This is a genomic window from Pontimicrobium sp. MEBiC06410, from assembly GCF_053601615.1.
The window spans coordinates 272,193-286,748 of sequence record NZ_JBSHNT010000162.1; the positions used below are offsets into that span (position 1 = coordinate 272,193).

A 14,556-nucleotide genomic window follows, 5' to 3' on the forward strand; every position below is an offset into this window, starting at 1 on the left:
GTTACACACAAGGTTAGGTAATAGTTGTAAGAGTACTATACTTACCTAATGTTTAGCTTATCTAGCTGTTGTTTTTATTACAGGGTCTGTATCTTGAGTTCCGCCAGATGTTGGAGGTAAAGCTTCTTCTGTTGTATTCCCGCCAATTAAAGTATTAGTTTGCTTAATTGGATTGTCTGTTACTTGCTCTCCATTAGCATCTAAAATTGGTTTACCATCACTATCAAACAACGCAAAATCGTCGCAATCTAAATTACACGGTAAGCCTTCTACTTTTAAACCTATAGATCCTGCTTGAATAACGGTTAAGCTTGTTGGTAAGCGTGTTTCCCAAGATTTTTCTACTTCGCCTTCTATGGTTTGCATTTCTTCTGCAATAGATACATACAAGTCATTATCTTGATCGGTAACTAATCCTTCTCCATTCCAAATCTCTCCTGTTGCCATGTACCAATTTACGGCATCTTCAAATCCTGGACGTACAGGTATTACCGTTCTTGCCATACCAGATTGTAAAAAGGCTTGAAAAATTGGATCTGCTGCCTCTTGAGATTGAAATAATTCTTTCCAGTTTTCTTCTTTTGCATAAAAATATGGGTAGAATATATACGACATAATATCCCAATCGAAAGCCTGTTCAAAGAACTTCACAGTAGCTGCATGGTTTTGTAAGCCTTGGTTTTTTATAACTTTAGACACACCTGTAGTTTCGTTAATTGCTGTATAGTTATCTTTAGAGACTCTGTTTTGGTCTATTAATAACTCTATAGCCACACGTTTCAACTCTTTACGCTCTAAGCTTCTATTTTGTAAAGGGTTAAACTTTAAGGTTTCTCCGTTAGATTCTGTCCCTAACTCTTTAGCTAACATAGCTTCGTTGTACTCACGTAAACGATCGTTATAGGCATTCATAATTGCGTTAAAAGTTTCGTTTCTCCAAGCATCCATAACTGCATCTGTTAACTCGCAATCTACCGTTAGATTAAAGTTATATATTCCTATATCCCAACTTGTTAAACTTACACCTACAACTTCTGTTATTGGTTTTACAAAAGACACATTAATAGGGAAGTTACTTGTTTGCCCAGGGACATAAATTTTTTTACCTCCAATAAACAGTTCTGCATGCATATTACTCCATGTTGCACTATGGTTTCCGTGTCTTGGATCGAAATAGCCTTTTACGTTTTTTGCTTTGTATCCATCTGGAATATCTATATCGAAACCTCCAGATCTTACCCAACGGCCAGAATCTCCCCAAACATCGATAACTTCTTGTTTAGAAACAGTTTTGTATTGCTCTGGAAATGCTGGCACTTCGGCATTATACAATCCTGCAATTTCTTTATAGTTTCCTTTATTTAAATCTTCGGCATTACGCATTTTAATACTATAACTTAAATTTTTTGGATGCGTAGGTTTTGTAGGTAATACTACCGCAGAGTCTAATTCGCTATTTTCTGTTTGCTTAAAAATAGCTTCTTTAAAGAATCTTGCTGGTTCTGGTATAGCAAACTCATACATTAAACGTTTACCGTAATTAATAAGTTTGTTTTTGTATATTTTATCTATCCAACGGTATACACCTGTAATATGTTTATCGCCTTTAGTATTATCGAAGCCGTGTTTATTATTTTCTTCAAATTCTTTTAAAATTCTAGAGGTGCGTTTTTTACTTACTTTACGTACTATACGCTCCATAGCTCGCTCTGTAACTTCTTGCGCGTAAGTTTGTGCTTGACTGTTAGAGTTTGATGTAGAACTAGAGGTAGAAGCGTCAAAATAAGCACCTGCAGAAAAATTAAGACTTCCGTACAACTTACCACTTACACTTGCATTAGCGCCGTAGTTTTTAGATTCATCTTCATTTATAACAGACGATACCTCACTTTGCATTTCGTTACGCTCTGTAGTAGTTGTATCGGTTAACTTCTCTGTTTCTTGTTCTGTAGTTTCTTCGCTAGTGGTTTCTATACTATTTAAACTTCTTGTTGCTCGTTCTTTATATTCACGAGCCATAATATTTTCTATATGAGACACTTCGCCTGGTACATAACAACATACTTCTTGTTCTACACGTCTAAAATCGGCAATACCTAAATTAGTTATACCAAAAAGTTCTGGTTTAGATATGTCAATTGGGTCTATTGTATCGTCTCCTTTTACGATCTCACAGCAACCATTAAATCTTAAAAAACGCATTGAATCACTGTTAGTAACGTCAAACCTTAATGTTACACCATTATCTAAGCTAAATGTTCCCGAAAAACGATAGTTAGCACTATTATCTATTGGTTGAGGTATAGCGAAAAATAAACGTACTGTACTATCGTTAAGCCCTGCTCTGGTTTCAACAGAGGTTCCTGTATATTCTATATTTGTGTCTAAATTTAATAATTTGACCGATGCATTAGATGCTGTAGCATTAGCATATCCTGTTCCTAAAAACATTGATAAACCTTGCCCAGTACTTATTAAACTCTTTCTAGCTGCAAAAAAGCAATATGGTTCTAAATTAAATGTGCTTCCGCCAACAGTAGTTGAAACCCCGCCAACAACTACTGTACTGGATGTTTTAGGACCTCCCGCAGCTACAACTTGATTTTGTGTTTGTATTTTAGTATTAATTACTGTATATACTTCGGAAAATTCATCGTAGACATCTAATTCTTCTGTGTTAAAAAGTGCCATTGAACTAGCTGACAATTTTCCGTTTAAATACCTAGAGTTTATAGCAATTTCTTTATCGAAAGTAAAGGTTGGTAATTCTAACCCTGGATAGGTTTTTGTTGTCGTTTTTACTCCTGTTTCTGGATCTATTTCTTCAACAAACACGGGCTTTATTTGCGCCATTAAATTATCTACTGTCGCTTCATGTTTGCTTAATGCTGCATCGTACGCTTTTTGAGAATCTTTATTGTATTTAGTCTCTATAGTTTTTAATTCTTTTTCTAAAATTTTATAGGCATCTATACTTTCTTTAGCTGTTTCAACTTCTATTGCTTTTAACATTGCGTTTTCTTGAGACGCTGTTAATTTTCTTCTTTTTGATGGTACAGGTTTTACTTCATCTGAAAACAATTCTTTTGAAATTACTACGCTTGCACAAGCACGACGTGTAAATTCTTTTAATTCAGCTTCCGTAAACTTATAACCTCCACCTCTAGCTATAGGCTCAAATGGTCTGTTTATAAATTCGTTTAAAAACTGATTAGCAATAAGCATTTGTATTAACGCTTCACGAACATAAACTGACTGTTTTGTAATGGTTTGATATATTAGGTTTTCCCAAAGCTTAATATCTTCTTTCTGCTCTATATTTAAAAGTGTTGCACCATTTAAGTTATCTTGTATAGCATTGTAAGTTAAGTTATTTTTATTACGCATTAACCAGTTAGAAAATGCATATAAATTTTCGTTAATTGCAGCTACTTCTTTTCTAGTTTTAAAAGCATAAGCAGCCATCTCATTGGCCTGTTCTTGGATTCCAGCTCTTAATTCCTCTGGATTAGTTGAATCAGCAATTACTTCTGAAAAAACACTGCTCCCGTTAGGGTGAAACACAAATCCAGGATGCCCCTCTTTTTTATCTATTAATTGCGGGTTACGCACTGTTACAAATCTGAATAGATTTTGTTTAATCTCTTTACTCATTTTTAATGTTTTAATTATTATTTTTTTGTTTTTAAAACTGTTATTGTTCACTTTTCTAACAGTTTACCTTAATACAAAGCCTTAAGTTTTAGGCATAGTTTTCCACCCTATTCAATATTATGTTTTGAATAGTTAACCGTCGTTGTTTGATTTTTTTTAAGACGTCTTTTTTATGTAAAATCAAGAAATTGTTACTCTTTTTCTATACAAATGTTAATCGATTATTAATTTGTAAAGATTTAGAGGTAATAGCTCTGCAAAAATAAAACATTTTACAAATAAATACAAATTATGTTATAATTATTTTTGTAAAAAGTTTAAATTTTATACTTAAATAAATATTATTATGTAATATGATTTAAATTTAAAGTTTAACCATCTATTAAAATAAGACTATAGACTGTACACTTCTATATACTTATTTTTTATAATGGTGTATAAAACGCATTGAAAAAATTAGATTTTTGCTGTAGAGTTTAAAAGCCGGTAAAAATAAAGGCCTTTATTTTTTTTAGAAATACAAATTCTTAGGGATACTGATTTTCTTTTGTTTAACATGTTTTAATTATTGATTTTTTATTACACATTATAAATTGTGGTTTAGCGATGCGTTAGCTGTATTAAAACGCTACTCTTTTTTATTTATTTTAAATAATATTGATAATTCTGTGTTAAAATATACCATCAATACAATAGCTTATAGTCTAACATATAAGTCTCTATAAATTATAATTAGTTACAAAATATTATGGTATTTCAAAGTTGGATTTTTTTATAAAACATAAAAAACAATAATGAGTAAAGCCCTCCAATTTATTAGGTAACGCGCTTTTTATATAAAATTAACAATTTGTTTATTAAATTTTATACAAATGTTTGATTTATAGATAATTTTGTATATTAGCAATGTGTTTATCGTGTAAATATACCACATTTTACAAATCAAAACAAACATTTTACAACCATATCTGTAAAAAGTTTAATTTTATTTTATTTTATTTATGGAGACTATTGACGAGAAAATAAAAGCTATTATCACTCATTTTAAATTAAACAACTTTTCTTTTTCTAAACGCATTGGCGTTACTGGAACAACTGTAGATAGTATAGTTAATGGTAGACCTCAAGCCGATGGTTCTAGAAAAAAAACAAAACCTGGATACGATGTTTTATCTGCTATTATAGATGAGTTTGACATTAACCCAGATTATCTTTTTGGTAAAAGTACAGTAATGTTAAAAGAAGATATTCCAGAAATTCAAACATATTCGGGAGTGCCACAAGTGGTTTCTGTTAACCAAGAAAACGAAGAAAATGTAGTTTATGTACCTGTAAAAGCTAGAGCAGGATATTTAGATGGTTATGGAGACACTGAGTTTATTGAAACTTTACCTTCTTTTAATATGCCACACCTTAATAATGGTACCTTTAGGTGTTTTGAAGTACAAGGCAACTCTATGGTACGTACTTTTTTTGATGGTGATTTAGTTTTTGGTAAATATGTAGAAAGTTTAAATGAAGTAAAAGATGGTCGTGTTTATGTTATAGTAAGTAAAAACGATGGTATTGTTTTAAAACGTGTTATTAACAGAGTAGAAAAACGAGGTAAGCTTATTTTAAAAAGTGATAATAAAGATGGTAATTACCCAACTTATACTATAGATGTTGAGGATATTATGGAAATTTGGTACGTTACTATGTTTGCGTCTAAACAAATGCCAGAACCTGTAGATATTTACGATAGATTGCACGAACTAGAAAGCCAATTAATAGAGCTTAAAGATGCGCTTAATACTAAAGCTATAAAAAATTAGAAGATTTTTTGCTTCTAAACTCATGAAACTTACATATAATAAAACCGAAAAACTAAAAAGCGAAAAAGCTATTGGACAGTTATTTTCTGAAGGCGAGAGTATTTCGGCATACCCTTTGCGTTTAGTCTATTTAAAAAATAACGAACAATTAAAAGTTGGTGTTTCTGTTAGTAAACGTCATTTTAAAAAAGCAGTAGACCGTATTAGAATAAAACGCTTAATGCGTGAGGCTTACAGGCTTAATAAAACACTATTGTTAGACAACAACATAACTAATTATTCGTTTATGATTTTATATATTAATAAAGAGCTGCCAGATTTTGAAACTATAAACAGAAAAATGAAGGCATTATTTATTAAATTTAATGACCGTATTTCTAAATTACCAAAATAACAAATGTTACTAATAATTTGGAATTACTTAATTAAGATGAATTTTAAGCGTTTTTTAAGATAAATTCAATTTAAGAATCTTCATCTTGCTTATTAAACAAATACACCATGAAAACACTTTTAAAACGAAAAGTTATTATTCCTGTTTTTGCTGTTACTATATTATTTACAGGAACAGCTTTTACTAAGTATAATAACGATTTCTTTGAAATTGCTAAGCAAATAGAAATATTTACAACGCTATTTAAAGAACTCAACATGAATTATGTAGACGAAACCAATCCGGGTGATTTAATGGATAATGCCATTAAAAATATGCTAAACGAATTGGATCCCTACACTCGTTTTTATAATGAGCAAGATGTTGAGGCCGAACGCATAAAACGTACTGGAGATTACACAGGTGTTGGTGCCAGAATAAAAACGCTTAAAGATAAACTTGTTGTTATAGAACCTTATAAAGATTATCCTGCGGATAAAGCAGGTTTAAAAGCGGGAGACGAAATTATTAAAATAGATGGTGTACTCATTTCTACATATAAAGATGATGCTTCAAACTTACTTAAAGGTACACCTAACTCTTCTTTTGTTGCAACTTATGTAAGACAAGGTAAAGAATATACAGCTACAATAAAACGCTCGGAAATAGAAATAGACGCAGTACCACACTTTTCTATGGTAGATGAAAAAACAGGGTATATTGTTCTTAAAAAATTCAATACAAAAGCCTCTGCACAAACAGGCTATGCTTTAAAAGATTTAAAAGCGCAAGGTGCAGAACGTATTATTTTAGATTTAAGAGGAAATCCTGGAGGTTTACTTCGCGAAGCTGTAAATGTGGTAAACTTATTTGTACCCAAAGGCCAATTGGTCGTTACCACAAAATCTAAAGTTAAAAAATACAATAGAACTTACTACACTAAAAAAGACCCTATAGATACAAAAATTCCTGTAGTTGTTTTAATTAATGGTGGTAGTGCCTCTGCAAGTGAAATTGTTTCTGGAACGTTACAAGACTTAGACAGAGCTGTAGTTGTAGGAGCTAGAAGTTTTGGTAAAGGACTAGTACAACGCCCTAAAAAACTTACCTATGGTACTCAACTAAAAGTAACTATTTCTCGTTATTATACGCCTTCTGGTCGTTGTATTCAAGCTTTAGATTACTGGAATAAAGATGAAAAAGGAAATGCAGTACGTGTAGAACAAAAAGATTATAAAGAATTTAAAACCAAAAATGGTAGAAAAGTCTTTGATGGTGGTGGTGTATTCCCAGATGAGGTATTGGCTTACTCTAAAAACTCTGCTATTACAAAAGCAATTCTTAATAGTCAAAGTATTTTCGATTATGCTACTAAATACTATTACAGCCATAAAATAGAAGATATTAACACCTTTAAATTAACAGATAGCGATTTTTCTAATTTTAAAAAATATTTAAAAACTAGCGATTTTTCTTTTGAAACTGATACAGAAAAATCGCTATCTAAAGTTTTAAAAGTTGCTAAAACAGAAAAGCTAGACGACGACATCCAAAAAGATTATAATACTTTAATATCTAACTTAAATAAATCAAAACTTCGCGCTATAGATGAAAATAAAACACAGTTAATGGGTTTATTATCTGACGAAATTGTTAAACGTTATGTTTACAGAGAAGGTTTATACGATTATTACAAAATACACAATGCAGAAATAAAAAAAGCAACAGAAATACTAGCTAACCCTAATATTTACAATAAATATTTAAGATAACTCTTATAAAATTATAGCCCTATTTAAAATTTGGTATATTTAATGCTGTACTGATAATTATGAAACGACTACTTATTATATTATTATTAATTTCTAATATTACTTTTTCGCAAGAAGAAATTACACATGATGTTTATTTTGATACAGATAAATACATTGTACCATTAACCGAAGAAAATAGATTACTCTTATTTATTTCTTCTTTAGATGATATAGACATTGAAAAAATATCTATATACGGGTTTTGTGATGATCGTGGTACAGACCAATATAACTTAGAACTCTCTCAAAACAGAGCAGATAAAATAAAAGAATTGTTTTCGGGTTATGGTATAGATCCAGACTTAATAACCAACGTAAACGGAAAAGGAGAAATTCTTTTAAAGATACTAAATGAAACAGAGGTTCATAAAATAAGAGGATTAAATAGGAAAGTAGAAATTATTGTTACTACAAAACAACCAAAAGAAAATGAAGATAAAGCGGAAGAGGTTGTTGTAAACAATGGTCCAAAAACTACAGACGATATAGAAAATGGTACCATTAAAAAAGGAGATAAAATACGTTTAGATAAAATATACTTTAAAACCAGTTATAGTTATGTAACTGCCGAATCTAAAAAAACATTAGAAAAAATAGCTAAACTTTTAGTAAAACACGATAACATTTATTTTACAATTCAAGGTCATGTATGTTGTACACAAATGAGTAGAGATGCTGTAGATAAAAGAACAAGAAAACGTAATTTGTCTGTAGCACGTGCCAAATACATTTATAATTACTTAGCCAAAAAAGGAGTAGATAAAAAACGCATGAAATATGTTGGGCTAAGACGTAAATTTCCGCTTGGTGGACCAGCAAAAAATGACCGTAGAGTTGAAATTTTAGTTACTTATGTTGGTAAGAAAAACTAAATTCTAGTATAAAATATTACAGTAAAAAGCAGCTAAATTTAGCTGCTTTTTTTTACTCCAAATTTAAGTTATCTATAAAATGTTAATAATAACAGATAACTAGCATAGTCTTTTATCGTAAGAAGTTTACCACTTATCCTAAGTCATGCACTTAAACCAAAAATATTTGAAAGTTAACTAAAATGTTTCGCCACTTCTTTATATCGCCATAGCTTTGCGGCGCCCAAACAAATTAAAAGAAATAATGAAACATTTTGCCTTATTATTAATCTCTATTTTATCGCTAAATATTACCCTAGCTGCCAGTGGTATTAAGAAAGATAAACTTAAAGAAAAAGACAATGTTACTTTAAGTCATGAGGTTTATTTTAATACAGATAAATATGCTTTAACAACAAAAGAGTTTAAAAAACTATTAGAGTTTATTAAAGCAACAGAAACTATAGATATAGAAAGAATGTCTATAATTGGTTTTTGTGATGATAGAGGTAGTGCTGAATACAACCAACAGTTATCTAATAAAAGAGCTAATGCTATTAGAAATATAATAGCAGATTACAGAAATAGCGATAAAAAGCCAGAGATTGTTAAAACTAATGGAAAAGGAGAAATAGCTTTAACAACTTCTGAACAAGCTTTATTTAACGAATTAAGAACATTAAACAGAAAAGTAACTATAGTTATAGCACCAAAAAAACTAATTGCTGGTTCTTTTTACGGAGAAGATCTTAAAACCGGAGACTTAATAAACTTAAACGGTTTAAAGTTTAAAATGGGGTTACGCTATTTAACACCAGAATCTGTAGAAACTTTAAAAGAATTAACAGCTTTTTTAGTAAAAAGAGACGATATCTTTTTTACAATTAACGGCCATGTGTGTTGTACAGAAAACGGAAGAGAATCTAAAGACAAGGAAACAGGAAAACTTAATTTATCTACAGTAAGAGCTAAATATATTCGTGATTATTTAGTAAAAAATGGTGTAGATGCAAGACGTATAAGATACCAAGGTATGAAAGGACAATATAATCTAGGTGGCGATGCTAGCGAAGATAGACGTGTTGAACTTTTAGTAAGATATATTTCTAAGTAGTTTATTTTAGTAGGTAATAGCTTTGAAATTTAAAAACTCACTTCTTCCCAAAGTGAGTTTTTTTATTCTATTGTAATACTATTTAGTACTTTTTCATCATCTAATTTATGAAGTCCTGCAGGACTTATATATAAATTATGAAACACCTCATTAATATTACCTAATTTAACTTTATATGCTACTAATCCAGATTTGGTATTTATACGTAAATAAGTACAAGAATCTATCCATTTAACATTAAATACATTAGTTTTACCATTAGTAATTACTGTTTCTAGTTCTTTATTATTTTTAATATTTCTAATTATAGTGTCTCTATCATCAACTAAAAATGTTCCATATTTTAACACATAACAATCTTTATAATTAGATACAAATTCTAATTGTTCTCGTTCTATAATAGTTTTAACAGGTGTAGTTTCTTTTGTAAAAAGAAATTGCTTTATAAATATTGAAATAAAAAAAGTAGCTATAAAAATTATATAAGCTCTTGCATAACCTAAACCTACTAAATTGTAATTAATTTTACTGGAAGATATTAAAGTAATAACTAAGCTGTACAATAAGAGTGTCCCTAAAATTATCCCTACTATATTTACATAAATACTAGATTTAAAAATGTTAGCATTTTGTCCTAAAATAAAAAAAATAAAAAATAATTCTCCTGCTAAAATAGCAAGTATATACTGCTTTTTGTTTTTCATTTATCCTCTAATCATAACAATATGTGGTATATTGTCTTCTAGATACTCTTCGCCTACTTCTTTAAAACCTAGATTATTATAAAAACGTTTTAAATACGTTTGTGCAGATATTTTTATTGTAGTTGTATTATACTGTGTTTTTACGGCTTCTATAGAAACTTCCATTATAGTATAACCATACTTAAATTGCCTTTCGTGAGCTCTAACCACTACTCTACCAATACTAGCATAATCAAAATAATCACCAGGTTTAAACATACGTGTATAAGCCACTAATTTATCTCCCTTGTACCCTAAAACATGTAAAGCATTTTGGTCTTTTCCATCTATGTCTTGGTAAATACAGTTTTGTTCAACCACAAAAACTTCACTACGTAATTGTAATAATTGATACAGCTCGTTTGTAGTTAATTCTTTAAAAGCTTTTACTTTTACATCTATCATAGGTATTAACAATGCGCAGGTATTTTATCTACCCTATTTTGGTGTCTTCCACCTTCAAAATCTGTTTCTAAAAAAGTATCTACCATTTGTAAAGCTTGCGGTATAGCTGTAAAACGAGCAGGAATACATAATATGTTAGCATTATTATGTTGGCGTATTAAAGATACAATCTCTTTAGTCCAGCATAAACCAGCACGAATATCTTGATACTTATTAGCTGTCATAGCAACACCATTTGCACTTCCACAAATTAAAATACCAAAGTCTGCTTTTTTATTTATTACATCTTTAGCTACAGGATGTACAAAATCTGGATAATCTACACTATCATTTGCATCTGTACCATAATTAGTAACAGTAATACCTTTAGCTTCTAAATGTTTTGCAATAGCAAATTTGTAATCTGTTCCTGCGTGATCGTTTCCAATAGAAATAGTCATGTGTTTAAGTTTTTTATTTCCCTATAGCGGAAATTTTAGTAGTTGTGTTATTAAACCTCAAAGTTAATAATTACATAACAACTACCTATTAATAACCTTTACATTATTAACAAGCTTATTTAATTTTGATAAATATAATTTTTAGCTATTAACAGTTATTACCTTTTAGTTCTATTTTTTGAAGTAAAAACACAATTTTAAAATTAGTATTTGCAAGCTTTATTTTAATATTTATCTATTAAAATAATTAAATTACTCATTACTAAATGGTTATATACGTTATCAACAATCGTGTAAAATTGTTCATTACTTAACGTTTAGATAATGATTACTTGTTAATATCTTATCAAAGGTTTTTAAAACTTTTATTAGGTTTATTAAATTAATTTTTCCATCACAGAATAGATGTGAAACAACCAAAAAAGTTAGCACTTTTTTTTGGTCAATTTTTCAAGCTAAAAAACACACATACCAACATGTAATTTTTAATTTTTTATTAAAGATATCTTGTTAAACAGAGTTATTAACACCTGTTAATAGTAATTTTAATTACTTTAAAAATGAGCACTTTAAATACATTATAACTTGTTAATAGAGTACTTTAATAAACAAATCAAACAAAAACTTAAAAAAGTTATACCGCTATTAACACCCAATAATAAGCATCAATATTTTTTTTAAATTTTTAAAAGAAAAAGATATATATGTATATATGTGTGGATAACTGTTTTTATTAATTTAATTTTAAAGAAATATTGATTTAATATTAAAAGTGTAGCTTTGCAGTAATCTTAATAGATTGATTTAAAAAGAATTCATATCCTTTTAAATCCACTTCCTATGAATTTAAGTTCGTCCGAACGTAAATAAAATCAATACTTTTAAGAGAATTAATTAATAAGATTTTCACTGAATTAGTGAAAACAAGAAGAAATAAATGACAAGAAAGAAAACAAGGAAATCGTCGAAGAATAAGATTTCCAACCTTACAAATACAATTCTAAGTATTTTAAAAAAAGATAGAAACCAATCCTACAATTATAAACAAATAGCTGCTAAACTTGGAGTAAATGATGCCAGTAGTAGAAATCAAATTATAAAAACCTTAGCTAAACTAGCTGCTAAACAAGAAATAGAGCAAGTAGATCGTGGTAAATTTAAAGCTATTAACAATGCAGAATACCATACAGGAATTTTTGATGCTACCCAAAAAGGCTCTGGCTATGTTATTTGTGATGATTTTGAAGACGATATTTTTATAGCATCAAACAATGTTAATAAAGCATTAAATGGCGATGAGGTAGAATTATATGTTTACAAGCGAAGAAAAAAAGGAAAATTAGAAGGAGAGATTACAAACATTATAAAACGTGCAAAAACAGAGTACGTTGGTGTAATCCAAATACACGAAAAAAAGAATTTTGCTTTCGTAGTAGTAGATGGAAACAAAATGTATAAAGACATTTTTGTACCCATAAATAAAACAAATAAAGCAGAAGATGGAGATAAAGTACTGGTTTCTCTAGAAGATTGGCCAGAACGCTCAGATTCGCCTAATGGAAAAGTACTTAAAGTATTAGGAAAACCAGGAGAACACAATACCGAAATACACTCTATTTTGGCAGATTACGGTTTACCATACGAGTTTCCTAAAGCAGTAGAAGACTATGCCAATAACATAGATTTAGAAATAAAACCAGAAGAAATAGCTAAACGAAGAGATATGCGTAAAGATTTAACCTTTACCATAGACCCTAAGGACGCTAAAGATTTTGATGATGCCTTATCCTTTAAAATATTAGATAATGGCTTATACGAAGTAGGAATACATATTGCAGACGTATCGCACTACTTAAAAGAAGGTACCGTTTTAGACGATGAAGCATACGAGCGTGCAACCTCTGTATATTTAGTAGATAGAGTAGTACCAATGCTACCAGAAATATTAAGTAATGGTGCCTGTTCGTTAAGACCACATGAAGAAAAATATACATTCTCTGCAGTGTTTCAATTAAACGATAAAGCCGAGATTAAAAACGAATGGTTTGGTAGAACGGTAACCTATAGCGATGCCCGCTTTGCATACGAAGAAGCACAAGCAATTATAGAAAATAACGTCACTTTAAACAAAGCAGAAGTTATTAACACTATTAATAAAATAGATACTACAATTCCTGCAGAAGTATCGTTAACAGGAAAAGAATACAAAACCAATTCAGAAATAGCACAAGCCATATTAAAACTAGATGAGTTAGCTAAAATTATGCGTGGCAAACGTATGCGATCTGGAGCATTATCTTTTGATAAAGTTGAAGTAAAATTCAATTTAGATGAAGAAGCAAACCCAGTAGGAGTATTCTTTAAAACCAGCAAAGACGCTAATAAATTAATTGAAGAATTTATGCTATTAGCTAACCGCAAAGTTTCAGAATTTATAGGAAAACAAAAACCAGAAAAAACATTTGTTTATAGAGTACACGATGAACCAGACGAAAGTAAATTAGCAGCTTTACAAGGAGTAGTATCGCAGTTTGGGCATAAACTAAACCTTAGAGATAAAAAAAGTATAGCAGCTTCTTTAAACCAGTTATTAACCGATGTAAATGGAAAAAAAGAACAAAACTTAGTAGATACTCTAGCAATACGTACCATGAGTAAAGCCGAATATACAACAGATAATATTGGGCATTACGGTTTAGCATTCGATTATTACAGTCACTTTACATCACCAATACGTCGTTATCCAGACGTTATGGCACACCGTTTATTACAACGTTATTTAGATGGTGAAAAAACGGCCAATGCAGAAGTTTACGAAGAAAAATGTAAACACTCAAGTAATATGGAAAACTTAGCAACAAAAGCCGAGAGAGATTCCATTAAATACATGCAAATACGTTTTATGCAAGACCACCAAGACGAAGAGTTTGTAGGTGTCATATCTGGAGTAACAGATTGGGGTATTTATGTAGAAATAATATCTAACAAATGTGAAGGTATGGTAAGAACTAGAGATATAAAAGATGATTATTACGAGTTCGACCAAGACCAATTTGCATTAGTAGGAAAAGAAACTAAAAATATGTACCAATTAGGAGATGAGGTCGTTGTAAAAGTAAAGCAAGCCGATTTAGTAAAACGACACTTAGATTTTGATTTAATAGGAAAAGTAGAAGACTAAATGTACTAATTACAATTTGTAAATAGTACATTTATATAACACCAGAGTACAAAATATATTTTGTACTCTGGTGTTTTGTTTATTAACAAAACTGTATTTATGGTTTTGTACTACATTTAATACATTATTATTTATATGAGAGCAGGAATCTTTGATAAAAGTTATTA

Annotated in this window: 10 protein-coding genes; 6 read left to right on the forward strand and 4 right to left on the reverse strand. The window is 29.9% G+C overall.

All coding sequences use genetic code 11. From position 1 onward, the window contains the following. Window positions 1-57: 57 nt before the first annotated feature. Window positions 58-3,654 (reverse strand): hypothetical protein, encoded by a 3,597-nt coding sequence (locus tag ACVC08_RS17010; protein ID WP_452602949.1) that lies wholly within the window; start codon window positions 3,652-3,654, stop codon window positions 58-60. Window positions 3,655-4,655: 1,001 nt separating this feature from the next. Here ACVC08_RS17010 and ACVC08_RS17015 point away from each other — a divergent pair. The 5 genes from ACVC08_RS17015 (at window position 4,656) to ACVC08_RS17035 (ending at window position 9,620) form a co-directional block, all read left to right on the forward strand. Beyond that, on the forward strand, window positions 4,656-5,468 hold the full coding sequence (locus ACVC08_RS17015; protein ID WP_452600136.1) for a LexA family transcriptional regulator: 813 nt from the start codon (window positions 4,656-4,658) through the stop codon (window positions 5,466-5,468). A gap of 22 nt (window positions 5,469-5,490) precedes the next feature. Then, the gene (gene rnpA, locus ACVC08_RS17020) at window positions 5,491-5,862 is read left to right on the forward strand and encodes a ribonuclease P protein component (protein WP_452600137.1); all 372 of its coding nucleotides are present in this window, start codon (window positions 5,491-5,493) and stop codon (window positions 5,860-5,862) included. Between the two features lie 107 nt (window positions 5,863-5,969). Beyond that, entirely contained in the window at window positions 5,970-7,613 is a 1,644-nt protein-coding gene (locus ACVC08_RS17025; protein WP_452602950.1) for a S41 family peptidase, read from the forward strand. A 59-nt stretch (window positions 7,614-7,672) separates the two neighbouring features. Further along, on the forward strand, window positions 7,673-8,527 hold the full coding sequence (locus ACVC08_RS17030; protein WP_452600139.1) for an OmpA family protein: 855 nt from the start codon (window positions 7,673-7,675) through the stop codon (window positions 8,525-8,527). Between the two features lie 244 nt (window positions 8,528-8,771). Further along, window positions 8,772-9,620 (forward strand): OmpA family protein, encoded by an 849-nt coding sequence (locus tag ACVC08_RS17035; protein WP_452602951.1) that lies wholly within the window; start codon window positions 8,772-8,774, stop codon window positions 9,618-9,620. Window positions 9,621-9,682: 62 nt separating this feature from the next. Here the strand turns inward: ACVC08_RS17035 and ACVC08_RS17040 are convergent, their stop codons facing one another. From ACVC08_RS17040 to rpiB, 3 genes are read right to left on the reverse strand one after another with little or no spacing between them, the layout of a single operon-like run. Continuing rightward, window positions 9,683-10,324, reverse strand: a complete 642-nt coding sequence (locus ACVC08_RS17040; protein ID WP_452602952.1) for a hypothetical protein — start codon at window positions 10,322-10,324, stop codon at window positions 9,683-9,685. Continuing rightward, window positions 10,325-10,768, reverse strand: a complete 444-nt coding sequence (locus tag ACVC08_RS17045) for a GNAT family N-acetyltransferase (protein WP_452597916.1) — start codon at window positions 10,766-10,768, stop codon at window positions 10,325-10,327. A gap of 5 nt (window positions 10,769-10,773) precedes the next feature. Beyond that, complete coding sequence (rpiB, locus tag ACVC08_RS17050; protein ID WP_452597915.1) at window positions 10,774-11,208, reverse strand: ribose 5-phosphate isomerase B; 435 nt, start codon at window positions 11,206-11,208, stop codon at window positions 10,774-10,776. A gap of 937 nt (window positions 11,209-12,145) precedes the next feature. Between rpiB and ACVC08_RS17055 the strand changes: the two genes are divergently transcribed. Continuing rightward, window positions 12,146-14,389: a ribonuclease R family protein gene (locus ACVC08_RS17055; RefSeq protein ID WP_452602953.1), complete on the forward strand. Its 2,244-nt coding sequence runs from the start codon at window positions 12,146-12,148 to the stop codon at window positions 14,387-14,389. Window positions 14,390-14,556: the final 167 nt, after the last annotated feature.

Coding starts and splice junctions, on each gene's coding strand:
- ACVC08_RS17030 (WP_452600139.1), top strand. CDS start 7,673: ATGAAACGACTACTTATTATATTATTATTAATTTCTAATATTACTTTT.
- ACVC08_RS17045 (WP_452597916.1), bottom strand. CDS start 10,768: ATGATAGATGTAAAAGTAAAAGCTTTTAAAGAATTAACTACAAACGAG.
- rpiB (WP_452597915.1), bottom strand. CDS start 11,208: ATGACTATTTCTATTGGAAACGATCACGCAGGAACAGATTACAAATTT.
- ACVC08_RS17055 (WP_452602953.1), top strand. CDS start 12,146: ATGACAAGAAAGAAAACAAGGAAATCGTCGAAGAATAAGATTTCCAAC.
- ACVC08_RS17010 (WP_452602949.1), bottom strand. CDS start 3,654: ATGAGTAAAGAGATTAAACAAAATCTATTCAGATTTGTAACAGTGCGT.
- rnpA (WP_452600137.1), top strand. CDS start 5,491: ATGAAACTTACATATAATAAAACCGAAAAACTAAAAAGCGAAAAAGCT.
- ACVC08_RS17015 (WP_452600136.1), top strand. CDS start 4,656: ATGGAGACTATTGACGAGAAAATAAAAGCTATTATCACTCATTTTAAA.
- ACVC08_RS17035 (WP_452602951.1), top strand. CDS start 8,772: ATGAAACATTTTGCCTTATTATTAATCTCTATTTTATCGCTAAATATT.
- ACVC08_RS17040 (WP_452602952.1), bottom strand. CDS start 10,324: ATGAAAAACAAAAAGCAGTATATACTTGCTATTTTAGCAGGAGAATTA.
- ACVC08_RS17025 (WP_452602950.1), top strand. CDS start 5,970: ATGAAAACACTTTTAAAACGAAAAGTTATTATTCCTGTTTTTGCTGTT.